The sequence below is a fragment of the Actinoplanes subglobosus genome, assembly GCF_042650585.1.
Taxonomy (GTDB): domain Bacteria; phylum Actinomycetota; class Actinomycetes; order Mycobacteriales; family Micromonosporaceae; genus Actinoplanes; species Actinoplanes subglobosus.
The window spans coordinates 603477-630426 of the sequence record NZ_JBHSBL010000005.1; the positions used below are offsets into that span (position 1 = coordinate 603477).

The window sequence follows — 26950 nt, forward strand, 5'->3', positions numbered from 1 at the left end:
CGGTGTCAAGCGTAGGGTCCGCGGCGGCCCGGCCCTCGCCACCGCGGCGGAGGGTTCAGTCAGAGTTCACCGGCGTGAGACGGACCCTGGCCGCCTTCTACCCGGCCGGTGCCGGGTCAACCCTTGACGGCGCCCGCGGTGATGCCGGCGACGAAGTGACGCTGCAGGAAGGCGTACGCCAGGACCATCGGCAGCGACGCCACCACCACACCGGTGAACAGCAACGGATAGTCGGTGAGGTACTCGCCCTGGAAGTCGAGCAGCGCCAGCGGCAGCGTGCGCTTGGCCGGGTCGTCGATGAACAGCAGCGGGTAGAGCAGGTCGTTCCAGTGCATGACCAGCAGGAAGATCGCGGTGGCGGCCAGGCTCGGGTAGGACACCGGCACCGCGATGCGCCGGAACGTCGCCCACGGCCCGGCACCGTCGATCTCGGCCGCCTCGTAGAGTTCGGGCGGCAGCGTCCGCATGAACCCGGCGAGGATGAAGACCGCCACCGGCAGCGTCACCACCACGTCGACCAGGATCAGCCCGGTCAGACTGTTCCGCAGGCCGAGCCGGTCGAACTGCACGTACTGCGGGATCATGATCGCCTGCGCCGGGACCGCGAGACCGATCGCGAAGACCCCGAAGAGCAGGGCGGACGGCCAGCGCGGCAGCCGGGCAACGGCGAACGCGACGAGACTGCCGAGCAGCAGCGTCACCGGTACGGACACCGACACCACCAGGACGCTGTTGCCCAGCACCCCCAGCAGATCCTGTTCGGTGAGCACCGTGGCGTAGTTGTCCAGGGTCGGGTTCGACGGCAGCCCGAACGGCGCCGCGAACAGGTCCTTCGTGGTCTTGAAGCTGCCGCCCACGATGACCAGGATCGGGACCGTGATCAGCAGCGTGTAGACGGCCAGGATCAGGCGCCGGCTCATCCGTGTGCCATCCTCGCGGCTCGGTTCTGCAGATAGGTGACCAGCGCGATCGCCGCCATGAACACGATCGACTCGGCGGCCGCGTAGCCCAGCTGGGCGTTGGCGAACGTGGTGTAGATGCGGGTGGCCAGCACGTCCAGCCCGGACCGGGGCGGGTTGCCGGCCAGGCCCAGGATCAGGTCGAACGCCTTGAACGACTGGAGTGTGGTGTAGGCGATGACCAGTGTCGTCGCGGGCGCCACCATGGGCCAGGTGACGTGCCGGAACTGCTGCCAGCGCCCGGCTCCGTCGGTGGTCGCCGCCTCGTACAGCTCCGGGGGTATCTGATTTATCCCGGCGATGTAGATGATCATCATCTGTCCGGCGTGGAACCAGATCTGCGCCACCGCCACCCAGAGGATCGCGGTGTCCTCGTCGCCGAGATAGGCCGACCGCAGCGAGTCCAGTCCGGCCGCGCCGAGCACGGTGTTGGCCAGCCCGAAGTTCGGGTCGTAGACGAACTTCCAGATGAACGCCACCGACACCGACGACAGCACGGTCGGGAGGAAGAACAGGGCCCGCAGGAACGTCGAAGCCTTGCTGCGTACGGCCAGGAGCACCGCGAGCAGCAGGGCCAGAGCGGTCTGCCCGAGCACCACGAACAGCATGAACTTCAGGTTGTTGGTGAGCGCGTTCCGGAACAGGTCGTCATCGGACACGACCTCGGTCAGGTTGGCCAGGCCCACGTCGTTGAACGCGGCGCTGTACCCGTCCCAGTCGGTCGTCGCGTACCGGAGCCCCTGTACGGCGGGCAGCAGGAAGAACCCGCCGTACAGGGCCAGCGCGGGAACCGCGAAGAGAAAGAGTTTGACCTTCACTACTTCTTCTTCTGGTCGATGACCTTCTGTGCCTCTTCGGCCGCCTGCTCGGGGGTCTTGCCGCCGGCCACCTGGACGGTGGCGTTCTCCACGGCGCCGCGCACGTCCAGGTTGGTGAACTGGAAACGCGGGGCCAGGGCGGTCTTCCTGGTGAGCCACGGCGCGAGTGCCTTGAGGTCGGCGTTGGTGTACTCGACACCCTTGACCGTCACGTGCTGGGCGGTGCCGTTGGCGTAGGCGCCGGCCACCACCGGGTCGGACAGGTATTCGAGCCAGGCCAGCGCCGCGCCCTGCTTCGTCGACCTGGCGTTCACGCCGAGGATGAAGGTGGCGTTGTGGACACCCTCGTACTTCGCCTTGTCGGCCGTCGTGGTGATCGGCGCGAGCAGGTCGATGCCGAAGGTGGCGCCCAGCTTACGGACGCCGGCGACCTGGAACGAGCCGGTGGCCAGCAGGGCGGCCTTGCCCTGGGCGAACAGCGCGAGCGCGGCGTCGCTGCTGGTGCCGGTGGCGCTGTTCTGGAAGTACGGGCGCAGTTCGGCGTACTGCTTGAGGACGGTGAGGAACCAGTCGTCGGTGACCTTGTGCTCACCGGTCTCGATCTTGCCGAGGGCGTCGTCGGTCGGCGCGTTGTTGACCACCAGCACGTTGAGCAGCTGTCCGGCGTTGGCCGCGTCGCCGCCGGGCCAGGCGATCGGCGCGACGCCCTGGCTCTTGAGCTTGTCGGCCAGGGCGAGGAAGCCCTGCCAGTCCTTCGGGGCCTCGCCCACGCCGGCCTTGCTGAGCAGGTCGGTGTTGGCCAGCGGGGTGTTGAAGACCAGCTGGTACGGCACACCGAGCTGCTTACCACCGTCGGAGCCCGCGGCGATCAGCGACGTCTCGTACTTCTGCAGGAGCGCCTGGCCGGTCAGGTCGGTGGAGACGCCGGCCTTGGCCAGGTCGAGGAACTGGGCGCCACGGAACGCGGTGAACGCGTCGCCGACCGAGCCGCCGCGCAGTTTCTGGATCGCGGTGCTCTGGTAGTCGGCCGACGGGGAGATGTCCTGCCGTACGGCGATCTTGCCGCCGTTGCTCTTGAAGAAGTCGGCGAGGATCGTCTCGAAGACGTCCTTGTCCTCGGCCCGCCAGTGGGCGAACGAGATGTTGCCCTCCCGCGGTCCGGCGAGGCCGCTACCGGTCGTGGCGGGGTCGGCGGTGCTGGAGCCACCGGGCCCGGCGCAGGCCGCCAAGAGTGAGGCGGCGCCGGTACCGGCGGCGAGACGCAGCAGATCGCGCCGGCTGAACGTGGTCATTTATCGGTTTCTCCTGTCGAGGAGCCGAGGAGGTGGCGACGCCGCAGTTCGGGCAGCAGGCCCTCACCGGCGTGGTACGCCTCCTCGAGGTGCGGGTATCCGGAGAGGATGAATTCGTCGATGCCGAGGTCGTGGTACTCGGCGATCCGGTCGGCGACCTCGGTGTGGCTGCCGACCAGGGCGGTTCCTGCGCCGGGGCGGACGAGTCCGACCCCGGCCCAGAGATTGGGGTAGATCTCCAGTCCGTCGCGGGTCCCGCCATGCAGGGCGAGCATCCGCTGTTGTCCGACCGAGTCGGCCTGGCGCAGGGATGCCTGAGCCTTGGCGATCTGGTCGGGGGTGAGGGCGTCGAGCAGCGCGCCGGCTTCGGCCCATGCCTGTTTCGACGTGTCCCGGGTGATGACGTGCAGCCGGATCCCGAAGCGCCCGGTGTAGCCGAGCTCGCGCAGCGCGGCGATCTTGCCGGCCACCGCGGCGGGCGGCTCGCCCCAGGTCAGGTAGACCTCGGCATGGTCGGTGGCCACCTCGAGCGCGGCTTTCGACGACCCTCCGAAGTAGATCGGCGGGGCGTCGAACCGGCGCGGCGCGAGTGCTCCGGCCACGTGGAAGTGCTCGCCCTGGAAGTCGAACGGCCCGTTCCAGGCGCCGCGCAGCACGGTCAGGAACTCGCCGGTCCGGGCGTACCGCTCGTCCTTGTCCAGCCAGTCGCCGAAACGCTGCTGCTCGGCGGCGTCGCTGCCGGTGACGATGTTGAGCATCAGCCGGCCGCGGGAGATCCGCTGGAAGGTGGCGGCCATCTGGGCGGCCAGGGTGGGGGAGAGCGAGCCGGGGCGGAACGCCACCAGGAACTTGAGGGTGCTGGTCTCGCGGGCGATCGCGGCGGTGGTCAGCCAGGCGTCCTCGCACCAGGTGCCGGTCGGGGTGAGCACCCCGGTGAATCCGGTGCGCTCGGCGGCGCGGGCGACGTCGATCAGGTATTCGATGTCCGGCTCGCGCAGGGCCGCACCGTCGGTGTGCGTGCTGCGTCCACCGCGATCGTCGACGCCCACGATGGACCGGCTGTCACCGGTCGTGGGCAGGAACCAATGCAGGACCACGGGCATGGCCAGGAATATATGTGCATCATCTCCTATAGATCAAGGAGGTGAACTAGAATATGTGCACGTTCTCACACAACGGCTGTTCAGCGGCCGCCGCGGGGACCGTGAAGACGAAGATCGTTCCCCCGCCAGGGTTGGGCAGGGCCTCGATGTGGCCTCCGTGCCGTTCCACGATCCGGCGGCAGATGGCCAGGCCGAGGCCGGTGCCGGGCATCGCCGTGCCGTTGCTGGCCCGGTGGAAACTGTCGAAGACGGCGGCGTGCTCGCCGTCCGGGATGCCGATACCCCGGTCGGCCACCTGCACCCGCACCGTGCCGGTGTCGTCGGTCCGGGCCGTCACGTCGATCCGCGGCTCCTGACCCGGCGGGGTGTACTTGATCGCGTTGCCCAGCAGGTTGTCCAGCACCTGGCGCAGCAGCACCCGGTCGCCCCGCACCCGCGGCAGCCCCCCGACGAACACGTCCGGCCGGCAGCCCGTCATGCCCGGCGCGTCGGCCCGGGTGGTCACCACGTCGTCCACCAGCTCCCGCAGGTCCACGTCCTCGACCCGCATCGTCGCGTCCCGCGCCGCCGTGTAGTCGAGCAGTTCGGTGATCAGCGTGTGCATCCGGTCCACGCCCGCCATCACCTTGCCGGCGCTGCGGACGGCGTCCTCCACCGCGTCCGGGTCGGGGTCGCCCAGTGCCTCGACGATCAGCTCCGCGTACCCGCGCACCGCGGACAGCGGCGCCTTCAGGTCGTGCGCCACCACTCCGGCGAACCCGCGCAGCTCGTTCTCCACGTGTTTGCGGTCGGTGATGTCATGGAAGACGGCGACCGCCCCGCGCTCACCGGCACCGGTCTCGATCGGCTGCGCCGACACGCTGATCACCCGGCCCTCCGGGTGCGCCCGGTTGCGGACCAGCATCTCCACCTGGTCGCTGCTCGTGCCCTCCAGCGCGCGGGTCAGCGGCTGCTCGTCCACCGGGTACTCGGTGATCCCGTCCAGCCGGTACAGCCCGAAGTGATCGGTCCAGCCGCCCGGCGTCGTCGCCTTCTCCCGCCGGCCGAGGATCCGGCGGGCGGCCGGGTTCTGCAGCAGGAACGACCCGGTCGGGCCGACCACGCCCACCCCGTCACTGATCCCGTCCAGGACGGCGAGCAGCAGCCGGGCCTGGCGGCGTGACTCCTCCTCGCCGGCCAGCAGTTCCCCGGTCGCCAGGCGCACCTGCTCCTCGGCCCGCTCCCGGGCGGCGACCAGCACCCACACCAGAGCCGTCAGCAGCGCGGTGAGACACAGCCCGCCGCCGAGAACCGCCGCCGGGAGACCGCTCGTCGCGCCCGGCAGCCGGTCACTCACCGCGGTCAGGTGCAGGGTCCAGCGGCCGTCGGCGACGGGAACGGTCTCCGTACGGCTGAGATCGCGGACCCCGGTGACCGGCGCGGCGAGGGCGGCGACGGTCACCTCACGTCGCCCCGCGTCATCGGCGCGCAGCGTCAGATCCAGCAGATTCTGGCCGGCCCGCGTCAGGGCGCCGCTCACGAAGTCCTCGCCCCGGACCCCCAGGACGATCCAGCCCAGGAACCGCCGCTCCTCGCCCTGATAGACCGGCGCGGTCAGGATGAACGAGTTCTGCCGCTGGCCGGACGGCAACGGCCGGTCGACGAGCAACTGGTAGGTGTCGGAGACCGCCACCGCACCGCTGCGGCGTGACTCGGCCAGCGCGGCGGCCGGAGCCTCCGCGCCCATCAGATCCATACCCGGCACGATCACGTTGCCGTCCAGCGACGTCGGATAGATCGAGAAGGCGTGGTCGCTGTCGCCGAACGGCATCAACGTCAGATCCGGCAGGCCCCGCTGCCGCCACAGCTCCTGCGCCCCGGCCACCTCGTCGTCGGCGACCGCGATCACGAACGCCATGACGTTGGCGCCGGCCAGGTTCATCGACTTCAACGGCTTGGTCAGGGCCGCGTACTCGGAGCTGGTGAGAACCTCCTGTGCCCCCGCGGCGGCCGCGGTGGTGAGCAGGGTGTCGACGTAGCGCTGCGTCTCGGTGCGCACGGCTTCGACCGCGGCGGCGGTGCGGCGGTCCATCTGGACCTCGCCGTTGGCGGCGTCGTGCCGCCTCAGCACGACGCCGACGCCCAGCGTCACCGCACACCCCACCGCCGCCACCAGCGCGCTGACGACCGCTCGCTTCCCCCTCACCCCTTGCTTATCGGGTGTCCCGGCAACCGGACTGAGACTGTTTCAGGGGCGTCGAGGCAACAACCAGCTCACCCGTCGCACCAGTTCACCGGTGTTCACCGGCTTGGGCAGGTACTCCTCGGCGCCGGAGACGAACGCCAGGTCGATGTCGGTCTCGGAGGCCATCCCGCTCAGCATGATCACCGGGATCTCGGCGGTCGCCGGGTCGGCGTGCATCCGGTAACAGACGCTCAGCCCGTCCATGCCCGGCATCGCGACGTCGAGCACCACGAGATCCGGGTGCGCCTCGCTGATCAGGGTGAGTGCCGTGCAGCCGTCCGCCGCCGTCACCGTCCGGTACCCGGCCATCTGCAACTTGAACGTCACCAGGTCCCGGACGTCCTCGTCGTCGTCGACCACGAGCACCATGGGCCCGGAGCCGGTGCGGGGGAGAACGGGCGCGATGTCCATCATGGCCGTCATGGTGTCTCCGGTTCTCGAGGCCGGCGGTTCATCACCGCCGAGGTGACCCGAGCAATCGGCCCGCACCCCGCCTTCCCCAGACAAACGCCGGTTGCCGCCGGGTTACAAATTCCTTCTCCGGTACGGCCACACCTCCGCCGACCGCACCATCGCGTCCCGGGCCCACCCCGCGACGGGGCTGCGGCTCGACACCGAAGAGCGGCCGCCGGGCGGAATGCGGTGGTCCCGGTCACCCCTCTCCGGCGGAGCACCAGCCGGATCATCCGGCGCTGTCAGGCGTGTGCGGCGACCTCTGCCGCGGGCCCGGGCGCGGTCTCCGGAGCGGCCGGGAACCCGGCCTGACGGGCGGTGACGGCGCGTTCCGGGCGGCTCCGGCCCAGGAACGTGACCGCCCAGCGGATCAGCGACGACGCCCGGTTGCGCCCGCGCGGCAGGTAGGCCCAGTGCACGCCGAGCCACAACAGCCAGCCGGCGAGCCCGCTCAGCCGTACCCCCCGGAGATCGGCGACCGCGGAGAACCGGGACACCGTCGCGATGTTGCCCTTGTCGAGGTAGTGGAACGGCTTGCCCGCCGGCTTGCCGGCGAGGCGGCGCCGGATGGTCCGCCCGGCGTGGCCGCCGCCCTGGATGGAGACCTGCGCGACGCCGGGCAGCCCGCCGAGGCTCATCAGGTCGCCGACCACGAAGATCTCCGGGTGCCCGGGGACGGTCAGGTCGGGCTCGACGAGGATCCGGCCGGACCGGTCGGTGGGCGCACCGGTGGCCTCGGCGATCCGCGCGGCCAGCGGGGCGGCCGCGACACCGGCACTCCACACCCGGGTCATCGCCTCGATCCGCTCGCCGGGCAGCTCCACCCCGCCGGCGTCGACGTCGGTGACCGGGGCGCCGGTCCGGATCTCGATGCCGAGTCTCCGCAACCGGCGGGCGGCGGCCGCCGACGAGCCGGCGCTGAAGGCGGGCAGGATCCGGTCGGCGGCGTCGATCAGGACGATGCGGGCCTGTGCCGGGTCGATGCGCCGGTACTCGCCGGGCAGGGTGCGGCGGGCGATCTCGGCGATCTGCCCGGCCAGCTCGACACCGGTGGGGCCGGCGCCGACGATGACGAACGTCAGCCAGCGGGCCTGCTCGGCCGGGTCGGTGGCGAGTTCGGCCATCTCGAAGGCGGTGAGGATGCGCGAGCGCAACTCGACCGCGTCGTCGATGCTCTTCAGGCTGATCGTGTGCTCGGCGAACCGGTCGTTGCCGAAGTACGACTGGGCGGTCCCGGCCGCCACGATCAGGGTGTCGTAGGGCACCCGGTAGGGCAGGCCGCCGGGGGCGGTGGCGGTGACGGTCCGGTTCTCCGCGTCCACATCGGTCACCCAGCCCAGCAGCACCTCGGTGTTGCGCTGCCCGCGGAACAGCTCGCGCACCGGGGTGGCGACCTCACCGGGGGAGAGGATACCGGTGGCGACCTGGTAGATGAGGGGTTCGAACACGTGGTGGTTGGTTCCGTTGATGACGGTGACGTCGGCCGGGGCCTTCCGCAGCGCCCGGGCGGCGTACCTGCCGCCGAAGCCCGCTCCGATCACGACGACCCGGTGCCGTGCCTGTCCGATCATGTCGATCACGCTCCTCGCATCCAGTAGAACCCCTGGGAGGGGGCCACAAGTCCTGGTGGAGGCGAGGCAATCGTCACCGGCCGGAGCTGTCACAAACGGCCGGGGTACCTCGTCGTGAGGACCCCGGCCGTTCGCGGAAGGGCTTACTGGACGACGAACAGCAGGCGGTTCGGCGAGCCGGAGCCGGCGTTGGTCACCACACCGGTGGTGGCGTTGCTGGTCAGGGCCGAGGAGACCTGGGCCGGGGTGTAGCTCGGGTTGCGCGACAGGACCAGGGCGGCCGCGCCGGCGACGTGCGGCGACGCCATCGAGGTGCCGCTGATCGTGTTGGTGGCGCTGGTGCCGGTGTACCAGGCCGACGTGATCGACGAGCCCGGCGCGAAGATGTCCACCGTGCTGCCGTAGTTGGAGAAGCTGGACCGGGCGTCGGTGCTGGTGGTGGAGCCGACCGTGATGGCGGTGGCGACCCGGGCGGGCGAGTAGTTGGCGGCGTTGGCGTTGGAGTTGCCGGCCGCCACGGCGTACGTCACACCCGACGCGATCGAGTTGCGGACCGCGGTGTCGATGGTGGTGCTGGCGCCGCCGCCGAGGCTCATGTTGGCGACCGCCGGCTTGACCGCGTTGTTGGTCACCCAGTTGACGCCGGCCACGACGCCCGCGGTGGTGCCGGAGCCGGAGCAGTTGAGCACCCGGACGCCGACCAGCTTGACGGCCTTGGCCACGCCGTAGGTGGATCCGCCGACCGTGCCGGCCACGTGGGTGCCGTGACCGTTGCAGTCGACCGCGCCGCTGCCGACGGCGTCGTAGCCGGCCGTGGCCCGCCCGCCGAACTGGCTGTGGCTGTAGAGGATGCCGGTGTCGATGATGTAGGCGGTGACGTTGGAGGCGGTGACCGGGTAGGTGTAGGTGGTGCTGAGCGGCAGCGCCCGCTGGTCGATGCGGTCGAGGCCCCACGTCGCGTTGGTCTGCGTCGCGGCCAGCGAGATCACCTGGTTCTGCTCGACGTAGTCGACCTTCGGGTTGGCGGCGAGCCGCTTGGCCTGCGCCTCGGTGAGGGTCGCCTCGTAGCCGTTGAGGGCCGCACCGAAGCTGCGCTTGACCGCGCCGCCGTACGACCTGGTGAGACCGGCCTCCTGGGCGCCGGACTTGAGGACGACGATGTAGCTCCCGGGAATCGCGTCGGCGCTCCCGGCGAGCCGGATCTGGCCGGTGGCGGGGGCGGCCGCGGCCGGGGTCCCCGTCGCGACGACCGCTGTCGCCAGTGCGAACAGACCGGCGGCAATCATGCGGCCGCTGCTGCGTCGAATCGCCATGATCTTCCTCTCTCGCGCCTGCCCGCGGCGAGCACAGGGATAGATGCTGATCGCTGGGCAGCTCCGAGCCGAGAGTATTCGTAACGGTCGTTAACAACCAGATATCGAACTGTATATATCTCCGGCTAAGGGTTGTCCCGGATGTGCCGACAAGAGGGTGAAAGGGTCACATCCCGATACGAGGCGAACCGATGAGACTTCCGATGGCCGTAACGCCCGTTGTCGGCTACGCGGCGCTCTACCTGATCGCCGTCGTCGCCGGTGCCGGCACCACCCTCGGTGACCCCGGTGAGCCGATGGTCTGGCCCGCGTTCGGTGTCGCGGCGACCTGGCTGGTCATGAGCGGGCACACCCCCTGGCGCTGGGCGGCGACCGGCGCCATCGGCCTGTTCACCGCCGGAGGGCTCGCCGTCACCGGCACCTCCCTCGGGATCGCCCTGGTGGAGGGCTTCGCGGCGATGCTCGGCGCGGTCGTCTTCGCGGTCGCGGTGGCCCGCTGGCTGCCGGCCATCCAGCCGTCCGCGGACGGTGGACGGCCGCTGTCGGACCTGCCCGGCCTGTGGCGCCTGCTGATCTGTGCCGGCCTCGCCGCGGTCGCGGCCACCCTCCTGCGGATCGGCGGTGACCTGGCCCTCGACGGCGAACGGACGTTCTCGGCGTACGGCGCCGGCGCCCTGTTCCTGCGCGACGCCGGCTCCGTCCTGGTGTTCGGCGCGGCCACCCGGCTGCTCGCCGACCTGCTCGGCGGTGACCGCGGCGTCCGGTCCGCCCTGAGCCGGGCACGTGTCCTGGAGTGCCTGGCCGTCTTCGTCACCTCGGCCGCCGCCTACTGGGCGGTGTTCAGCAGCCAGGAGGAACTGCCGATCGGGTTCGTCCTCATCCCGCTGACGGTGTGGGCCGCCGTCCGGATGCCCAGCCCGGTCCTGATCCTGCACGCCGCCGTGTTCAACTGCTCGGCCCTGCTCTACACGGTCGGCGGCCACGGCCCGTACGCCGTGGTCGCCGACATCGAGCTGCGGGCCATGCTGATCCAGCTCTACGCCGGCATCCTCGGCTGCGTCGGCCTCGCCCTCGCGCTCAGCCGCGACGAACGCGTCAGCCTGATCCAGCGCCTGCGGATCTCCGAGCAGGAGGCCACCGACAAGGCCACGATGATGACCACGGTGGTCAACTCGATGACCGAGGGCCTCGCCATCCTCGACCACACCGGGCGTCTCGTGCTGCGCAACCCCGCGGCCGGCCGGCTGCTCGGCGCGGTGCCGGCGGTCACCGGCGGGGTGGCGCTCGGCAGCAACCACGGCTTCTTCCAGCCCGACGGCAGCCCGCTCACCGACGACGAGCTCCCGCACGTACGGGTCCTGGCCGGTCACGAGGTCGAGCCGATGGACGTCCTGGTGCGCAACGCCGCGGTGCCCGAGGGCCGGGTGGTCCGGTTCAACGCCGCCCGCCTCGTGCTCGGCACCGGTCCGTACCACGTGGTGGTGGTCTTCCACGACGTCACCGCCGACCGTCGGCACCGGGACGAGCTGATGTCGTTCGCCGGCCGGGTCGCGCACGACCTGCTCAACCCGCTGACCACGATCGAGGGCTGGTCCGAGGTGCTGGAGCAGGAGCTGGCCGGCTACCGGCCGGCCGAGCGGGTGGAGCGGATCCAGCGGGCCGCCGCCCGGATGCGCACGTTCCTCAACGGGCTGCTCGCCTACACCGCGGCCCGCGACGGCAAGCTGATGCCGACCACCGTCAACATGTCGCTGCTCGTCGGGGACATCATCAACAGCCGGCTCGACCAGGCGGAGAGCACCGGATCGGCGCCACCCTACTTCGAGGTGGGCCGGCTCGACCCGGTCGAGGCCGACCCGGTGCTGCTGCGGCAGCTGCTGGAGAACCTGATCGACAACTCGCTGCGCACGATGGCCCCCGGGGTCGGCCCCTACCTGGCGATCTCCTGCCAGCCGGCGCCGAACGGGATGCTGCGCATCGACATCCTGGACAACAGCCTCGGGATCCCGCAGGGCACCCGGCACGAGATCTTCACGAACTTCCACCGGGAGAAGGGCTCGACCGACACCAACGGGCTGGAGCTGGCGATCTGCAAGCGGATCGTGGAACGGCACGGCGGAACGATCGAGGCGACGGCCAATCCGTACGGCGCGGGCACCCGGATGTCCTTCACGCTGCCGATGGGACGCTCCGCGTACGCCCGCGCCCTCGCCCCGGTCCGTTAGCCGGTCGGCGGAACCGCGCCGAGCATGTCCAGGACACCGCCGAACAGTGCGGCGGTGCCCTCCTGGTCCAGGTGACGGGCCTGCCAGCCGCGGTCCCGGAGCCCCTGCAGGACACCGATCACCGTCGTCCGCACGGTCCGGAGCGTGACCGGGGAGAGCAGCACCGCCGAGGTGCCGTCGGCGTGCGCCGCCCGGGCCGCCGAACCGATCGCGACCAGCGCGGCCGCGGCGCCGTTGAGGATCTGCGCGACGTGCAACCGGTCCCGGTCCAGGTTGAAGGCGGCCACGTGCACGGCCAGCCCGAGCACCGTCATCAGCCGCCCGGTCTCGTCGCCGCTGAGCACCGCCGGCATCGTCGCCGCGTCGTCCTCGGCGCCGGCGGCACCGGCGCAGAACCCGTTGATCAGTTCCTCGGCCACGTCGGCCGGGACCGGCCCGGTGTCGCCGGAGCGGCGGCGCAGCGCGGCCTCGACGGCGTCGCGCACGATGTACTCCGGCACCACCCGGTGCTGGTCGGCCAGCCGCCCGACGATCACGGCCACGACGTCGTCGACACGCATCGCGCCGGGCTCCTCCATCCCACCAGCCTAGGCCCTATCCGGCGGCGGGCAGGGTGACGCGGGCCGTGGTTCCGGTGCCGCCGCTTTCCACGGTCACCGTCCCGTGGTGTGCCTCGATGATGTTGCGGGCGATCGTCAGGCCCAGACCGACGCCGGGAACTGCCTGGTCACGGGCGTGCCGGCCGCGATAGAAGCGATCGAAGACGAAGGGCAGCTCCTCGGCGGGGATGCCCAGGCCGCCATCGGTGATCACCACGAAGGGACGCGGCGTCGCGCCGCTGACGATCGTGATCGGACGGTCGGCCGGGGTGAAGAGCAGCGCGTTGCGCAGCAACTGCGAGACGGCGTGAGCGAGGCGGGACAGGTCGGCGCGGACCGGGACCTCGGCGTCCAGCCTCAGCCGTACGGTCTCCGAGCGCAACGCGATGAGCGGACGGCAGGTGGTCGCCGCCGCCGAGACCACGGTGTCCAGCGCGACCGGCCCGACCGGGGCGGGCAGCGGTGCCTCCGCCGGCCTGGTCCCGGCGAGGAGATGGTCGACCATGGACACCAGACGCTCGCCGTTGCGGTGGATCGGCTCGATCAGCCGGCGGTAGGGTGCCAGATCCTCCTGATCGCCGAGGATCTCCAGATAGCCCTGTATCGACGCGACGGGTGTCCGCAGCTCGTGGGTGATCGTGGCGACCAGGTCGTCCTCGCGTTTCGAGGCGCGGGCCAGTTCGTCGCCGAGGTCGGACATCCGCAGCCGGTTGCGGATGGCGGTCAGGTGCACCGCCGCCTGCCCGGCGAACGTGACCAGGTTGCGGACCTGGCCGTCGTCGACCTGCCGGGGCCGGTCGTCGATCACGCACATGGCGCCGAGGGTGTGCCCGTCCTCGTCGACGATCGGCGCGCCGGCGTAGAACCGGACGTTGGGTTTGCCGACGACGTTCGGCAGGTCGGCGAAGCGGGAGTCCTGGGAGGCGTCCGGGACGATCAGCGGCTTCCCGGACGGGATGACGTGCCGGCAGAACGACACGTCGAGGGGCGTCTGCTCGTCGGCCAGGCCGTGGCTGCCGGCGAACCACTGGCGGTCCCGGTCGATCAGGGAGACGGCCGCCATCGGGGTGTCGAACATCGATGCGGCCAGCCGGGTCAGATCGTCGAGGGCGGCCGGTCGTGGCCGGTCGAGCACCTCGTACGACCTGACGGCGGACAACCTGGCCCGCTCGTCCTCGTCCCGGGGATTGTGCTCCACGACTACCTTTCGGCGAGCGGTCCCCGCAGCTGAGCGGAATCGGGGACCGGTTGACGGCCCGGCTCGGCGGCCGGCACCGAGAACTCGAACCGCGATCCACCACCCGGATTGTCGGTCGCGGTGATCGTCCCGCCGTGCCGTTCGACGATCCGTTTGCAGATCCCCAGGCCCAGTCCCGTCCCGGCGTACCCGAGGGTGGAGTGGGCTCGGTGGAAGTTGCCGAAGATCTCGTCGTGCTGCCCGGCCGGAATGCCGATGCCGTTGTCGGCGACGCACACGCGGACCATCTCGCCGTCCCGGACCGCGGTCACCGCCAGCGCCGGCGTCACCCCCGGGGCGGTGTACTTGATCGCGTTGCCGATCAGGTTGTCCAGCAGCTGCCGCATCAGCACCGGGTCGGCCTGCACCGCCGGCAGATCGCCGACCGTGAACCGGGGTGCCGGCATCCCCGCCGCGATGGCCGCGTCGAGCCGGGCCACCGTCACTTCGGAGACCATCTGGCCCAGGCCGACCCGGGCCGAGGAGATCGTCACGTCCCGGGCCGTGGTGTAGGCGAGCAGCCCGCCGATCAGCGAACGCATCCGCCCAGCGGCCCGTTCCACCCGGCCCAGGGCATCGAGCGTCAGCTTCCGCTCCGGCCCGGCCGGCAGCCTCTCCACCACCTCGGCGGCCGTCTCGGTCCACCCCTCGACCGCGGTCACCGGGTTGAGCAGGTCGTGCGCCACCACCCCGGCGAACCCGGCCAGTTCGTCGCGGTGCCGACGCTCGGCGGTGACGTCGTGGAACAGCAGCACCACACGCCGGGTGCCGTCCGGGTCGCGCAGCGCGGCCGTGCGGACGCTGACGACCCGGCCGCCGCCGCTGCCCGTACCCGGGATCGGCACGTCGGTCTCGGTGACCGTCGCGCCGGCCAGGGCACGGTCGAGGATCTCGTCGAGGTCACCGGCCGAGCCGCTGCCGAACAGGGAGTCGGCGGCCGGATTGCTGAGCACCACCCGCCGGTCGGCGCCGACCACGGCGAGCCCGTCGGTGGTCGAGTCGATGATCGCCCGCAGCAGGTCGGCCCGCTGCGACGCCTGCTCCCGCTCGGCGGCCAGCTCCGCCTTCTCCGCGGCCAGTGCCGACATCAGGGCGATGCGCTCGTCGCGCCCGAGGGCCAGCGAAAGCCCGACCACGGCCACGATCGCGACGTACAGCTGGGCCACGCACGCCCGGCTGGCCGCGTCACCGATCGCCGCGAACGGCCCGTGCCCGTTCAGTGTGAACAGCACCGCCATGGTGCCGCCGCCCAGATCGTGCACCACCACGAACGGGGTGGGGAACCGGGTGCCGGCCCACACCGTCAGGGCGATCAGGGCGAACGCGATCGGCAGGCCCCGGCTCATGGCGAACGCGGCCACATACGTGGCGCCCGAGCAGACGATCAGGGCGGCGTACTCGAACAGCCGCATCCGTGGGGTGGCCCGCCACCAGGCGAGCGGGGTGCCGTACCGGGCCCGGAACTGGGCGGCCGCCTGCGCGGTGCACAGCCCGGCGGTGCCGACCAGCAGGATGCTCGCGGTGTTGCGGGACAGCCAGACCAGCGTGGCCGCCCACGAGTGCCGTTCGGTGAGCAGCCACATCCCGGTCGGCCCGACGGCGGCGCCGGCCACCGTCCCGGCGACTCCGGCGGCCAGCAGCGCCCACAGGTCACGGGGGTTGTGCAGGCCGTACTCCGGCCGCAACATCGGCCGCCATCGGCTGAGCAGATGCAGGAAGACCGCGATCTGGACCAGGTTGGCGGCGACGAACACCAGCGCCAGGGAGACCGTCGCGCCGGTCGCCGTGTTCACCACCAGGGTGATCACGGCGAGCGCCGCGACGTCCGCCCAGCGAGCGGGGGCCTCCCGCTGGACGGTGAACCAGACCACCGCGATCCCCGCGGCCGGCCACACCATGCTCAGGTTGGTGTCGTCCATCACGGTGAGCCGTCCGGCCCAGACCGCGATCAGGTACGCGACCGCGAACATGCCCGTCCGGGCCAATGATGCGCGGTACGTCATTCCTCGCTCCCCAAGGTGCCCGTCGGGCCACCTATCGGCGGGGAACGCGGATTGCTGAGCGTCAGCCCACGGCGGCCCGGCGCGCGGTGTAGTCGTTGCCGGAGCGCTGGCTCGGGTACTGGATCAGGTTGTCCGGCTGGTCGTCGTAGGCCGCGTCGGCCCAGCGCGCCCGCGGGGTGCTCTCCAGCGGGTCGCTGTCGTAGACCGACCGGGTGTGGAACCGCTGCGCGTAGTCGAGCATGCCGTCGACGAGCCGGTCCACGTCGCCCGCCGGGCGCACCACGAGCCGCATGAACTGGCTGGTCATGCCGAGCTTGTTGCCGCACTCCCGGGTCATGATGCCGTGATTGGCGACCAGGTAGTCGCGCAGCGCCACACCGGACCACTCGTTCGGCAGCTTGACCAGGAAGAAGTTGCCCTGTGACGGGAAGACGGTCAGGCCCTGGATGCGCTGCAGCTCCCGGCCCATCGACCGGCGGTCCCGGCTGAGCAGGCGCAGGCTCTCCTCGTACTCCATCTCGTGGTCGGAGATCATGTGGACCACCTTCTCCGCGAGGGAGTTCAGGTTCCACTTGGGCAGCATCTTCGCGATCTTGCCGGCGATCGCCGGGTTGGCCAGCATGTAGCCGAACCGGATGCCGTGCAGGCCGAAGTTCTTGCCGAGGCTCTTGAGCACCACCGCGTTCGGGCGGATCACCGCGTCCGGGCCGACCGAGGGGTAGCGCTCGGCGTCGGAGAAGTCGATGAACGACTCGTCGACGACGACCAGGTCCAGGTCGCTGAGCGCGTCCATGAACCGGATCACGTCACGGCGCGGGATGTAGTGCCCGTCCGGGTTGTTCACGTTGCAGACCACCGCGACCCGCGACTTGCGCTCCCGGATGAACTGGACGTACTCCTCCAGGTCGAGCCGGAAGCCGTCACGCTCCTGCAGTGGGAACATGTCGACCCGCTTGCCCGTCTCCATCGGCTGGTCGGTCCACCGGCCGAAGGTCGGGATCGGGATCGCGACGCTCTCCTTGATCAGCAGGTGGTCGATCCAGGTGATCAGCTCGGTCGAGCCGTTCGCCATGGCCACCGTCTGCGGGTGCAGGCCGAGGACACCGGCCAGCTTCTTGGTGATCGTCGAGGAGTCGCTCGGGTAGTACTTCAGGATGCTCTTGAGGTCGCGGGTGAGCTCGTCGAACATCTCCGGGGTGGGGAAGTACGGGTTGCACGGAATGCAGAAGTCGACGATCTCGACGCCTTCTCCCGCGGCTCGCGACACGTCGAAGAACGATGCGCTGTGTGAACCCTTGTGCAGGATCGAAGTATCGATACCGGTCCGCGCCACAGTAGTCCTCCCGAACCCCTCGGTGATGGTGCCGCCCTCCGATACGGGCACGGGGGTTGAATCGTTCGATACTTAATTCTCAGGAAAGAAACAGGTTCCGCCACGATTGATCAACTAGCTCGTTCTCTTCTCTGGTGGTTGTGACGGAGGGAGAAGGATGCGCGGATTGATCAGACTCTGGCTGGCGAGCGTCGTGGTGATGGGCGCGGTGATGACGGCCAGCCCGGCCCACGCGGCGGCCCGGCCCTCCCTCATGATCCAGGCCCTAACATGAGGAGACGTGACTGAGGGGGACTGAATGACCGGGTGGCCGACGGCGCCGGTGATCTACGAGATCGGCACCTGGCCGTGGCTGGCCGGGCTCAGCCGGCGGTACGGCCGTCCGGTGACCCTGGGCACCGTGCCGGGTGAGGTGTGGGACGAGGTCGCGGCACCCGGCGTGGACGCGGTCTGGCTGATGGGGGTGTGGGAGCGCAGCCCGGCCGGTCTCGCCGTCGCCAGGGACAACGCGTCGCTGCAGCGCGCCTTCCGGGCCGCGCTGCCCGACCTGGCCGACGACGACGTGGTCGGCTCGCCCTACTGCGTGCGCCGTTACCGGGCCGACGACCGCTTCGGCGGGCCGGCCGGCCTGGCCACGGCCCGTGCCGAGCTGCACCGCCGCGGGCTGCGACTGGTCCTCGACTACGTGCCCAACCACGTGGCCCCCGACCATCCGGCGACCGCCGACTACCCGAACTGGTTCATCCAGGGCACCGGGGCCGATCTGGCCGCCGACCCGGGTGCCTGGTTCGAGGCGGCCGGCCGTGTCCTGGCGTTCGGCCGTGACCCGTTCTTCCCGCCATGGCCCGACGTGGCCCAGCTCAACGCGTTCGACGAGGGCCTGCGCGAGGCGACGGTGGCCACGCTGACCTGGATCGGCGAGCAGTGCGACGGCGTCCGTGTCGACATGGCGATGCTGGTCACCAACGACATCTTCGCCGGCACCTGGGGGGAGTACGCGGGGCCCGCACCGTCCACCGAGTTCTGGCCGCCGATCATCGGCCGGGTCAAGGAGAGCCACCCCGGGCTGGTGCTGATCGCCGAGGCGTACTGGGACACCGAGTGGACGCTCCAGCGGCAGGGCTTCGACTTCTGCTACGACAAGCGCCTCTACGACCGGCTCACCCACGAGGGCGCCGAGTCGCTGCGCAAGCACCTGGTCGCCGACCGCGGCTACCAGGACGGGCTGCTGCGGTTCACCGAGAACCACGACGAGCCGCGTGCCGCCGCGAGCATGGCCGGTGTCCGGGGCCGGGCCGCCGCCGTGGCCATCGCCACGCTGCCCGGGGCCACCCTCTGGCACGACGGGCAGTTCGAGGGGCGCCGTACCCATCTGTCGGTCTTCCTCGGCCGGTACCCGGACGAGCCGGCCGATCCCGAGCTGCGGTCCTTCCACCGGCGGCTGCTGTCGATCGCCTCCGGCGTGCGCCGCGGCGAGTGGCGGCTGCTCGACAGCCACGGCTGGCCGGACAACCCGTCACACCGGGACGTCGTCGCCTGGTCGTGGCACGAGGGCGCCACCCGGCACCTGGTCGTCGTCAACTTCGGCGACCAGCCGGCCCAGGCGCGGATCACGATGCCGTGGCCGGGGCTGGCCGGCCGGTCCTGGGAGCTGACCGACCTGCTCGACGGCCGGGTCTTCGACCGGGACGGCGACGAACTGGCCGGCGAGGGCCTGTTCGTGGACCTGCCGCCGTGGGGCGTGCACGTTCTCGGCGTCGAGCCGGCCTGACCGGGTCAGACCAGGGAGCCGGCGCGCAACCGCAGGCGGGGCGGGGTCGCCGGCAGCGCCGTGGCCTCGTCGGCCGCGACCGTCACCACCACGCAGCCGGGCCGGCGGGTGACCTCGGCGGTCACGCCGAGCAGCCGGGCCGCGCGGACCAGCACCGCGGCGATCTCCTGATCCCGCAACGTCACCCACAGCAGGTGACCGCGCCGGCGCTGACCGGCCGCGAGCAGGGCGGCCCGCCAGGCGGCCTGGGCGAGGACGAGACGTTGCACGTGCCGGGGCGAGGAGGCGCCGAGCTGTTCGGTCCCGAGGAGGGCTTGCCGACCCTGGCGCCAGGCCGCCGCCAGCATCCGGCTGGTCGCCAGACGCTGCGATTCCGCCACGACCACGCGCTGCACCTCGTACCGCCGCCGCCCGCCCCCCGTTCGGATCTCCCGCGCGGCCTCGCAACCGAGGCCGTCGAGCAGGTAGACCAGGCGGTCCGCGGCGTCTTCCCGATCGAACTCGGCCAGCGCCTCACCCGCCCGCGGAACCGGGGCGGGCAGGGGCTGTCGCTGGGGACGGGAGGTGTCCACACACTCGACCAGGCAGGCGGACTCGAACGCGCCGGGCAGCGCGTCGGCCAGCACGACCGGACGAATCGAAGTCGGGTCCATCGGCATCTCCCTCCGTGGCTGAGGACACCGTCGCCGATAAGTCCGTTCGGCCGGTACTCCCGCGGCGCAGACTTGAGGGAAACTTGCGCGGACCGGGCCGTCCCGCGTGGGGAAACAAAGGTGACCCTTCGAACCAGCCGTCGCATCGCGATCGCCGGGCTGGTCACACTCCTCGTCGTGACGGGCTGTGGCCGTGGCGCTGCGGAGGATCGCCGCGTGCGGATCGCGACCGGCAGCCCGACCGCCGTCTACTACGCGATCGGCACCGCTTTCAGCGGCATCATCGACCGGGAACTGCCCGGCACCGACGCCAGCGTCCTGGCCACCGCCGCCTCCAAGGAGAACATGGACCTCGTCGCCCGCGGGCAGGCCGAGGTCGGGTTCGCCCAGTCCGACGTGCTCGTCACCGGCGGTGCGCCGGCACCCGGGCTGGTCGCGCTCGCCCGCGTCTACGACGACCTGCTGCACCTGGTGGTCCGCGCGGACAGCCCGATCAAGGGTCTCGCCGGGCTGAAGGGCAAACGCGTCTCGGTCGGCGCCCGCGGCTCCGGCACCACCGTGACCGTCGGCCGGCTGCTGACCGTGGCCGGCATGGCGGGCTCGGTGCAGCGCCGTGACCTGGGCCTCGACGACTCCATCGTGGCGCTGGAGCGCGGCGAGATCGACGCGTTCTTCTTCTCCGGGGGGCTGCCGGTCACCGGCATCAAGAAACTCGGCACCTCCGTCGGCATCCGGATCGTCGACCTGTCCGAGTGGGCCGGTGAGCTGCGCAAGGCCTACAGCGACGTGTACGTGGTGCGGGACGTGCCGACCTCGGCGTACTCCCTGCCGCCGGTCGCCACGATCGCCGTACCGAACCTGCTCGTCGTCGCCGAGACGATGCCCGAGGACCTGGCCTACGACCTGACCCGGCTGCTGATGGAGCGGCGCGAGGAACTGGCCGCCGCCCACCCGGCCGCCGAGCGGCTGGAACTGCGGGCCGCGATCTCCACCCTGCCGGTGCCGCTGCACCCGGGGTCGGCCCGGTACTACAAGTCCGTCAAGCCCTGAACCTGATCGTCGCGGCCAGGCCGCCGGACTCGGCCGATGCCAGCGTGAACCGGCCGCCGGACGCCTCGACCAGCACGTTGACGATCGACAGGCCCAGGCCGGCGCCGTCCACGTTCTGCGCGTCGGGGGCGCGCCAGAACCGTTCGGTGGCCTGCCGGCACTGCTCCTCGGTCATTCCGGGGCCGGTGTCGCGTACCGTCACCTCGGCATCGCCGTCCTCCGCGGACCGCAACCGGACCGCCACCCGGCCACCGGCCGGAGTGAATTTGAGGGCGTTGTCGATCAGGGCGTCCAGCGCCTGATCGAGAGCGGTCGCCACCAGCCGGGCCGGCACCGGCTCCTCCGGCAGCTCGGCCACCAGCTCGACACCGCGCCGCTCGGCCAGCGGCTGCCACGCCTTCACCCGGTCCGCGGTCAGCGCGGTCGCGTCAGCCGTCTCCACCTGGTGCCGGCCGCGCTCGGCCCGGGCCAGGGCGAGCAGCCCGTCCAGCACGTCGGCCAGCCGGTCGGTCTCCTCCAGGGCGAACTCGCGGTCCTCGCGCAACTCCTCGTCGTCGAGCCGGGCCCCCAGGTCCTCGATCCGCAGCCGCAGCACCGTCAGCGGGTTGCGCAGCTGGTGGCTGGCATGCGCGACGAACGACCGCTGCCGCTCCATCGCCTCGGCGACCGCGTCGGCCATCTCGTTGAAACTCGCCGACAACCGCCGCAGCTCCGGCGGCCCCAGTCCCGGCTGCACGCGGGCCGCGCTGTCCCCCGCGCCGATCTCGTGCGCCGCCGCGTCCAGCCGGGTCACCGGCCGCAGCACCCAGCTGGCCAGCCGGTCCGCGGTGGTCAGGCAGGCGGCCACCGCCAGCACCCCGACCAGCGTCAGCACCAGCCACACGATCAGCACGTCCCGGCGGCTGCGGTCGGTCGGCGACACGGTCAGCACCACGCCCAGCACCGCGCCACCGTCACTGATCGGGACCGCGACGACCAGCGGCTCCCGTTCCCACGGCCACAGCGTTCCCGGTGAGCTCACCTGGTGCCCGGCCAGCGCGCCGCGGACCGCGCCGGCCGGTGTCGCCGCCGCGGTGCCGAACGCGCTGAGCACCCGCTGATCCTGATCGACCAGGAGGGTGCCGATCCCGTACAGCTCCTGGTAGCGGCGCAACTCGTCGTTCAGCGCGTCGATGTCGCCGCTGCGCACCGCCGGCGCCGCCAGGGAGGCGAACCGGGTCGCGTCGGCCAGCCGGTCAGCGACGGCCCGGTCGGTCTCCCGGCTGGCGACCGTGACGGCCAGCGGAATCTCCAGGGCGAGGAGAACCATGCAGAGCAGCAGCAGGTAGGTGACCACCAGCCGCCTGCGCACGCCGTCTCCCGTTGCTCATGTAGTGCGCAAACGGTAGCCCACACCGCGGACGGTCTCCACCAGCCCGGGATCACCCAGTTTCGCGCGCAGCGACGCCACGTGCACCTCGAGCGTGTGCTTGCCGGACCAGGTGGTCTGCCAGACGTCCAGCATGATCCGCTCGCGGGTCAGCGCCACACCCGGCTGCCGTGCCAGCGAGCTGAGGATGTCGAACTCCTTGCGGGTCAGCGTCACCGGCTCGCCGTGCATCAGCACGGTCCGGGCCGCCGGATCGATCCGCACCGGACCCACCTCGACGATCCCCACGGCCACCGGCGCCTGCCGCACGGTCCGCCGGAGCAGCGCCTCGATCCGCGCCTGCAGCTCGGCCATCGAGAACGGTTTCACCACGTAGTCGTCGGCGCCCACCCGCAGGCCGGTCACCCGGTCACGCTCCTCACCGCGCGCGGTGACCGCGATGATCCCCAGGTGCTCGTTGCGGGACCGGAGCGCCCGGCAGACGTCGAGACCGTCGCCGTCCGGCAGGTTCAGATCCAGCAGCACGAGGTCGCAGGGTGCCGCCTCCAGCGCCGCGGTGGCCGTGGCGGCGTGCTCCACCGCGTAGCCACGCCGCTGGAGCATGGTGGTCATCACCGCCCCGACCCGGCGGTCGTCCTCCACGAGCAATATTCGCATCGGTCTCCGCCCGTCCTCGTCCGTAGCCCGAACGGTAACCGCCCTTTGTTTCCAGCGGGAGCGCCCGGCCGGTGGAGCGCTCCGATCGATTAGGTTAGGGTCACCTAACTATGGCGAACTTCAAAATCCGCAAGCCGGTCGATCCCCACGTGTTGCTCCTCGAGGTGACCAAGAGTGAGCGGATCTCGCCGAACGTCGTCCGGGTGACCTTCGGCGGGGAGGGGCTCGGCCGGTTCACGCCGCTCGGCTTCGACCAGTGGTTCCGGCTGTTCCTGCCGCGCCCGGGCCAGGACACCCTGAAGCTGCCGACCCGTACGTCGGGGCTCTGGTATGCGCAGTATCTGGCCACCGCCAAGCCGAAGCGGCCGTTCGTGCGCAACTACACGGTCCGTGCGTTCCGGCCGGACGGGCTCGACGTCGACTTCGTGGTGCATGTGGACGCCGCCGGGCACAGCGGCCCGGCCAGCGCGTTCGCCCTCGCCGCCAACCCCGGTGACCAGGCCGGGCTGCTCGACCAGGGTGTGGGCTACAACCCGCGGGCCGAGCACGACTGGACGCTGCTGGTCGCCGACGAGACCGGTCTGCCCGCGGTCGCCGGCATCTGCGAGTCGCTGCCGGACGACGCCAGGGGAGTGGCGATCGTGGAGCTCCCGTCGGCGGAGGACCGACAGGAGTTCCGGGTGCCGGCCGGCGTCGACCTGCGGTGGGTGGCCCGTGACGAGCCGGCCGCCGTGCCCGGGCGGCTGGCACTCTCCACGCTGCGCGAGGCGGACCTGCCGGACGGGCCGGTGTGGGCCTATCTGGTCGGTGAGTCGGCGCTGGTCACCGGTGGCCGCCGGCACCTGGTCGAGGACCGCGCGGTGCCGAAGAACCACATCGACTTCATCGGCTACTGGCGGCACGGCCACGCCGCCATGTGACCTACGGGCAGTCCGTGGCCGGCAGGTGCAGCCGGATGACCGTGCCGCCCGACGGCGACTCGCCGACGGTGATCCGGCCGCCGTGCCGCTCGACGATCCGCATGCAGGTCGACAGTCCGATGCCGTGGCCCTTGCGGGACTCCGGGTCGACCTGGGCGAACATGTCGAACACCCGGTCCCGGTGTTCGGGCGGGATGCCCAGCCCGTTGTCGGCGACCGCGACGACGCAGCCGTCCGGCCCACGCTCGCAGGTCACCTCGACGGCCGGCGCCCGGTCCGGACGGCGGTACTTGATCGCGTTGTCGATCAGGTTCTGCAGCAGCTGACGTAGCAGGGTCGGGTCGCCCTCGACGGACGGGAGCGGCCCGCCGACCGTGATGGTCGCCCCGGCGCTCTCGGCGTGCGCCCGCAGATCGGCCCGCACCTGGGCGAGCACCTCGTTCAGGTCGACGGATACCGCCTGGTAGGGGGCGTGACCGGCCCGTGCGTAGTCGAGCAGCGCCTTGACCAGTTGCTGCATCCGGTCGAGGGCCCGGCCGGCGCCGGTCACCCACTTCGCGCCGCGCTCGTCGAGCTGCTCGCCGTACACCTGCCCGAACATCTCCAGGAAGCCGCTGGCGCTGGCCAGCGGCCGCACCAGATCGTGGCTGACCGCCGCGGCGAAGCCCTCCAGCTCGTCGTTCGAGCGTTCCAGCTCGCTGACGGCCAGGCGCAGCTCGGCGTGGGCGCGTTCGATGGCCTGCCGGTGCTCCCGGTCGCGGGTCACGTCGGTGAGCGCCACCACGGCGCCGATCCGATCCCCGGCGTCGGTGAGGATGTTGCGGCTGTTCGCGGTGACCGTGAGATGCGAGTGGTCCGCGGTACGCAGCACGAACTCCACATCGTTGACGAGGTGGTCGCGCAGCGCCTGGTGCAGCGGCGTCTCGTCGGTGCTCACCGGGGTGAGCCCGTCCAGGTGCAGCAGCTCGCACCGGGTCGCGAGGATCTCCAGTGGGGTGCTGAGGTCCTCGGCGGCGCCGGCCCAGCGCCGGACGGCCCGGTTCAGTACGGTGAGCCGCCCGTCGGCGTCGGCCGCCGCGATGCCCACGTCCACGGTGTCGAGCAGGGTCTCGATGAACTTGTGGCTGCGTTCGGTCTCCAGCGCCAGTTCGGCACTGATCCGGGCCTGCCGGCGGCGTTCGAACAGCCCGACGATGACCTCGGCGAGGTCCTCGAGGCGCTGGATCTGCCGGCGGCTCAGCGCCTTGACCACCTCGTCGAAGACACAGAGCGTGCCGAGCGCGTACCCGGCCGGGCTGATCAGCGGCGCCGACGCGTAGAAGCGGACGTTGGCCATCCGCCCGTCCACCCACGGGTTGCCGGAGTAGAGCGGGTTCTGCCGGGCGTCCGGCAGATGGATCACCTGGCCGTCCCGGAACGCGACGTCACACATCGAGTCGCTGCGATCCGAGTCGCTTCCGGGGAAGCCGACCGTGGTGAGCTGGCACTGCCGGTTCTCGTCGATCAGGTTGAGGGTGGCGGTCGGTACGTCGGCGATCATCGCCGCGACCCGGACGACCGCGCTCAGCTCGTCGTCCGCCGGGGCGTCGAGGAGCTGGTACTCGTGCAACGCCGCGAGCCGCTGGAGTTCCGCGTCGGGGCGCTCGATGGCCGGTGTCAGCACGACCCACCGTTCGGCACGACGCCCGGCGTCCTTAGTTGTCCTGGAACGTTTTGAGCAGCTGGATCACGGCCGGCCCGATGATCACCACGAAGATCACCGGGAACATGCAGAACAGGATCGGGAAGAGCATCTTCACCGGCACCTTCTGGGCCGCTTCCTCGGCCCGCTGCCGTCGCCGGACGCGCTGTTCGGCGGCGTGCTCGCGCAGGATCGGCGCCACCGAGATGCCCAGCTCACCGGCCTGGATGAGCGCCGTGACGAGACGTTTGAGATCCCGCACGGAGGTACGCCCGGCAAGCGCCCGCAACGCCTCGGACCGGGCCACCCCGAGCCGCATCTCCTGCAGCACCCGGTGCAGTTCGTCGGCCATCGGCCCCCGGGTGCTGCGGGCCACCTGGTCCATCGCCGAGTCCAGGCCGAGCCCCGCCTCCACCCCGATGACCATCACGTCCATGACGTCCGGCAGCGACCGCTGGATGGTCTCCTGCCGTTTGATCGACGCGTTCCAGAGCAGCAGCAGCGGCAGGAACGCCCCGAGGAACAGTCCGGCGATCGCGCCGCCGATCATGCCGGGGCGCCCTTTCAGCGCGTTGCCGGTCAGCGCGGCCAGCGCCGACACCATCACCATCGCGGCCGGCCGGGCCCGGATGACCCGCTGCATCGGCCAGTCGGCGGGGTTGCCGGCCATCTCCAGCATCCGGTTCAGCCGGTCCCGGTCCCCGGGCGGGGTGAGCAGCGCACCGAGCCGGTCGGCGGACCGGGCCAGTCGGCGGCTCTCCTCGGCGGCCTGGTGACGGCCCTGCTCGGCCTCGGGGTGGCCGGTGAAGACGGCGAGCGTACGCATCACCCGGTCCCGCCGCATCTCCGGCATCGTGACCGCGATCGCGACCAGCACGATCGTGCCGGCCACACCGGTCACCGCGAGGATCGCCAGCAGCCCGGCGCCCACCTCACACCTCCACCCGGACGACCGCCCGCAGCCAGAACGCGCCGGCGGTCATCCCGACGGCCGCGATGGCGAGCAGCATCAGCCCCGGCGGTGTGGTCCACAGCGGCCGCAGGTACCCCGGCTGGACGAGGTGGATGCCGAGCGCGGTGAGCGGTGGCATGCTGCCCAGCACCCATGCCGAGATGCGGCCCTCCCCGGACAGCGCCCGCACGTGCCGCTTGATGTAGGCGCGCTCGCGCATCGTGTCGGCGGTGGTCTGCATGACGTCGACCAGGCTGCCGCCCACCTCCCGTTGCAGCCGCAGGGCCATGACCAGCCACACCATCTCGGGGCTGTGCATCCGTTCGCCGACCCGTTCCAGGGCGTCCTCGAAGCTGCCGCCGATCCTCGTCTCGGCCAGGGCACGCCGGAGTTCGGTGGCGACCGGGCCGTTGTCGTCGCGGACGGCCGCCTCGACCGACTGGTGCAGGGTGAAGCCGGCCCGCAGCGAGCTGGTCATCAGGTTGAGGGCGCCGGGCAGGTCGTCGCCGAACTGCCGTTCGCGCCGCTGGACCCGTACCCGCAGCAGCGCCCCGGCACCGAACCAGCCGCCGAGCAGGCCGAGGACCAGCGCGAACAGCCACGGGAACACCGCTGACGCGACCGCCGCGACGACCGCCACGGCGGCGAACCGGACGGCCAGCCACTCGGCGGGGCGGATCCCGCCGCCGAGCCGGTCCAGCATCGGCTCGTCCCGGGCGGCGATCCGGGCCAGCGCCGGCACCGCCTCCAGCCGGCGTCCGGCGGCC

22 protein-coding genes are annotated in these 26950 nt (G+C 71.4%); 4 read left to right on the top strand and 18 right to left on the bottom strand.

Annotation, left to right across the window (positions count from 1 at the left end):
* Positions 1 to 116: 116 nt before the first annotated feature.
* From ACFO0C_RS06075 to ACFO0C_RS06110, 8 genes are all read right to left on the bottom strand, one after another.
* Complete coding sequence (locus tag ACFO0C_RS06075) at positions 117 to 920, bottom strand: carbohydrate ABC transporter permease (protein ID WP_378065509.1); 804 nt, start codon at positions 918 to 920, stop codon at positions 117 to 119.
* Positions 917 to 1777 carry a carbohydrate ABC transporter permease gene (locus tag ACFO0C_RS06080; protein WP_378065510.1) on the bottom strand — a complete coding sequence of 287 codons (861 nt, stop codon included), beginning with the start codon at positions 1775 to 1777 and terminating at the stop codon, positions 917 to 919. Before ACFO0C_RS06080 ends, ACFO0C_RS06075 begins: the two co-directional genes overlap by 4 nt.
* Positions 1777 to 3069: an ABC transporter substrate-binding protein gene (locus ACFO0C_RS06085; protein WP_378065511.1), complete on the bottom strand. Its 1293-nt coding sequence runs from the start codon at positions 3067 to 3069 to the stop codon at positions 1777 to 1779. Before ACFO0C_RS06085 ends, ACFO0C_RS06080 begins: the two co-directional genes overlap by 1 nt.
* On the bottom strand, positions 3066 to 4172 hold the full coding sequence (locus ACFO0C_RS06090) for an LLM class flavin-dependent oxidoreductase (RefSeq protein WP_378065512.1): 1107 nt from the start codon (positions 4170 to 4172) through the stop codon (positions 3066 to 3068). The genes ACFO0C_RS06085 and ACFO0C_RS06090 overlap by 4 nt, the downstream gene beginning before the upstream one ends.
* 46 nt (positions 4173 to 4218) lie before the next feature.
* A complete protein-coding gene (locus ACFO0C_RS06095; RefSeq protein WP_378065513.1) occupies positions 4219 to 6357 on the bottom strand; it encodes an ATP-binding protein in 2139 nt (712 codons plus the stop codon).
* Between the two features lie 42 nt (positions 6358 to 6399).
* Complete coding sequence (locus tag ACFO0C_RS06100; protein WP_378065514.1) at positions 6400 to 6810, bottom strand: response regulator transcription factor; 411 nt, start codon at positions 6808 to 6810, stop codon at positions 6400 to 6402.
* Between the two features lie 281 nt (positions 6811 to 7091).
* A complete protein-coding gene (locus ACFO0C_RS06105) occupies positions 7092 to 8420 on the bottom strand; it encodes an NAD(P)/FAD-dependent oxidoreductase (protein ID WP_378065515.1) in 1329 nt (442 codons plus the stop codon).
* Positions 8421 to 8563: 143 nt separating this feature from the next.
* Positions 8564 to 9733, bottom strand: a complete 1170-nt coding sequence (locus ACFO0C_RS06110) for a S8 family peptidase (protein WP_378065516.1) — start codon at positions 9731 to 9733, stop codon at positions 8564 to 8566.
* A gap of 203 nt (positions 9734 to 9936) precedes the next feature.
* Here ACFO0C_RS06110 and ACFO0C_RS06115 point away from each other — a divergent pair, with 203 nt between their 5' ends.
* Positions 9937 to 11958, top strand: a complete 2022-nt coding sequence (locus tag ACFO0C_RS06115; protein WP_378065517.1) for an ATP-binding protein — start codon at positions 9937 to 9939, stop codon at positions 11956 to 11958.
* Here ACFO0C_RS06115 and ACFO0C_RS06120 read toward each other — a convergent pair.
* The 4 genes from ACFO0C_RS06120 to ACFO0C_RS06135 all read right to left on the bottom strand — a co-directional run bounded on the left by ACFO0C_RS06120 (position 11955) and on the right by ACFO0C_RS06135 (position 17064).
* Entirely contained in the window at positions 11955 to 12536 is a 582-nt protein-coding gene (locus ACFO0C_RS06120; RefSeq protein WP_378065518.1) for a hypothetical protein, read from the bottom strand. The two genes, ACFO0C_RS06115 and ACFO0C_RS06120, sit on opposite strands and share 4 nt — an antisense overlap.
* 16 nt (positions 12537 to 12552) lie before the next feature.
* A complete protein-coding gene (locus tag ACFO0C_RS06125) occupies positions 12553 to 13755 on the bottom strand; it encodes a GAF domain-containing sensor histidine kinase (RefSeq protein ID WP_378065519.1) in 1203 nt (400 codons plus the stop codon).
* Positions 13756 to 13757: 2 nt separating this feature from the next.
* Positions 13758 to 15797 carry an ATP-binding protein gene (locus tag ACFO0C_RS06130; RefSeq protein WP_378065520.1) on the bottom strand — a complete coding sequence of 680 codons (2040 nt, stop codon included), beginning with the start codon at positions 15795 to 15797 and terminating at the stop codon, positions 13758 to 13760.
* A 61-nt stretch (positions 15798 to 15858) separates the two neighbouring features.
* A complete protein-coding gene (locus ACFO0C_RS06135) occupies positions 15859 to 17064 on the bottom strand; it encodes a pyridoxal phosphate-dependent aminotransferase (RefSeq protein WP_378065521.1) in 1206 nt (401 codons plus the stop codon).
* 364 nt (positions 17065 to 17428) lie between these two features.
* Between ACFO0C_RS06135 and ACFO0C_RS06140 the strand changes: the two genes are divergently transcribed.
* Entirely contained in the window at positions 17429 to 18901 is a 1473-nt protein-coding gene (locus ACFO0C_RS06140; RefSeq protein WP_378065522.1) for an alpha-amylase family glycosyl hydrolase, read from the top strand.
* A gap of 5 nt (positions 18902 to 18906) precedes the next feature.
* Here the strand turns inward: ACFO0C_RS06140 and ACFO0C_RS06145 are convergent, their stop codons facing one another.
* Positions 18907 to 19554 carry a hypothetical protein gene (locus tag ACFO0C_RS06145; RefSeq protein WP_378065523.1) on the bottom strand — a complete coding sequence of 216 codons (648 nt, stop codon included), beginning with the start codon at positions 19552 to 19554 and terminating at the stop codon, positions 18907 to 18909.
* A 120-nt stretch (positions 19555 to 19674) separates the two neighbouring features.
* Here ACFO0C_RS06145 and ACFO0C_RS06150 point away from each other — a divergent pair, with 120 nt between their 5' ends.
* Positions 19675 to 20604 carry a TAXI family TRAP transporter solute-binding subunit gene (locus tag ACFO0C_RS06150; RefSeq protein WP_378065524.1) on the top strand — a complete coding sequence of 310 codons (930 nt, stop codon included), beginning with the start codon at positions 19675 to 19677 and terminating at the stop codon, positions 20602 to 20604.
* Here ACFO0C_RS06150 and ACFO0C_RS06155 read toward each other — a convergent pair.
* Positions 20594 to 21955: a sensor histidine kinase gene (locus ACFO0C_RS06155; RefSeq protein ID WP_378065525.1), complete on the bottom strand. Its 1362-nt coding sequence runs from the start codon at positions 21953 to 21955 to the stop codon at positions 20594 to 20596. The genes ACFO0C_RS06150 and ACFO0C_RS06155 overlap by 11 nt on opposite strands.
* A 15-nt stretch (positions 21956 to 21970) precedes the next feature.
* Positions 21971 to 22630: a response regulator transcription factor gene (locus ACFO0C_RS06160; RefSeq protein WP_378065526.1), complete on the bottom strand. Its 660-nt coding sequence runs from the start codon at positions 22628 to 22630 to the stop codon at positions 21971 to 21973.
* Between the two features lie 110 nt (positions 22631 to 22740).
* Between ACFO0C_RS06160 and ACFO0C_RS06165 the strand changes: the two genes are divergently transcribed.
* The gene (locus tag ACFO0C_RS06165; protein WP_378065527.1) at positions 22741 to 23550 is read left to right on the top strand and encodes a siderophore-interacting protein; all 810 of its coding nucleotides are present in this window, start codon (positions 22741 to 22743) and stop codon (positions 23548 to 23550) included.
* A 1-nt stretch (position 23551) separates the two neighbouring features.
* Here the strand turns inward: ACFO0C_RS06165 and ACFO0C_RS06170 are convergent, their stop codons facing one another.
* The 3 genes from ACFO0C_RS06170 to ACFO0C_RS06180 form a co-directional block, all read right to left on the bottom strand.
* Positions 23552 to 25213 carry a GAF domain-containing sensor histidine kinase gene (locus ACFO0C_RS06170; RefSeq protein ID WP_378065528.1) on the bottom strand — a complete coding sequence of 554 codons (1662 nt, stop codon included), beginning with the start codon at positions 25211 to 25213 and terminating at the stop codon, positions 23552 to 23554.
* A gap of 31 nt (positions 25214 to 25244) precedes the next feature.
* Entirely contained in the window at positions 25245 to 26162 is a 918-nt protein-coding gene (locus tag ACFO0C_RS06175) for a type II secretion system F family protein (RefSeq protein WP_378065529.1), read from the bottom strand.
* A 1-nt stretch (position 26163) separates the two neighbouring features.
* Positions 26164 to 26950, bottom strand: a 787-nt coding sequence (locus ACFO0C_RS06180; RefSeq protein WP_378065530.1) for a type II secretion system F family protein, incomplete at its 5' end; no start/stop codon positions are given.

Coding starts and splice junctions, on each gene's coding strand:
- ACFO0C_RS06110 (WP_378065516.1), bottom strand. CDS start 9,733: ATGGCGATTCGACGCAGCAGCGGCCGCATGATTGCCGCCGGTCTGTTC.
- ACFO0C_RS06165 (WP_378065527.1), top strand. CDS start 22,741: ATGGCGAACTTCAAAATCCGCAAGCCGGTCGATCCCCACGTGTTGCTC.
- ACFO0C_RS06160 (WP_378065526.1), bottom strand. CDS start 22,630: ATGCGAATATTGCTCGTGGAGGACGACCGCCGGGTCGGGGCGGTGATG.
- ACFO0C_RS06075 (WP_378065509.1), bottom strand. CDS start 920: ATGAGCCGGCGCCTGATCCTGGCCGTCTACACGCTGCTGATCACGGTC.
- ACFO0C_RS06105 (WP_378065515.1), bottom strand. CDS start 8,420: ATGATCGGACAGGCACGGCACCGGGTCGTCGTGATCGGAGCGGGCTTC.
- ACFO0C_RS06085 (WP_378065511.1), bottom strand. CDS start 3,069: ATGACCACGTTCAGCCGGCGCGATCTGCTGCGTCTCGCCGCCGGTACC.
- ACFO0C_RS06100 (WP_378065514.1), bottom strand. CDS start 6,810: ATGATGGACATCGCGCCCGTTCTCCCCCGCACCGGCTCCGGGCCCATG.
- ACFO0C_RS06090 (WP_378065512.1), bottom strand. CDS start 4,172: ATGCCCGTGGTCCTGCATTGGTTCCTGCCCACGACCGGTGACAGCCGG.
- ACFO0C_RS06115 (WP_378065517.1), top strand. CDS start 9,937: ATGGCCGTAACGCCCGTTGTCGGCTACGCGGCGCTCTACCTGATCGCC.
- ACFO0C_RS06140 (WP_378065522.1), top strand. CDS start 17,429: ATGACCGGGTGGCCGACGGCGCCGGTGATCTACGAGATCGGCACCTGG.
- ACFO0C_RS06145 (WP_378065523.1), bottom strand. CDS start 19,554: ATGGACCCGACTTCGATTCGTCCGGTCGTGCTGGCCGACGCGCTGCCC.
- ACFO0C_RS06120 (WP_378065518.1), bottom strand. CDS start 12,536: ATGGAGGAGCCCGGCGCGATGCGTGTCGACGACGTCGTGGCCGTGATC.
- ACFO0C_RS06130 (WP_378065520.1), bottom strand. CDS start 15,797: ATGACGTACCGCGCATCATTGGCCCGGACGGGCATGTTCGCGGTCGCG.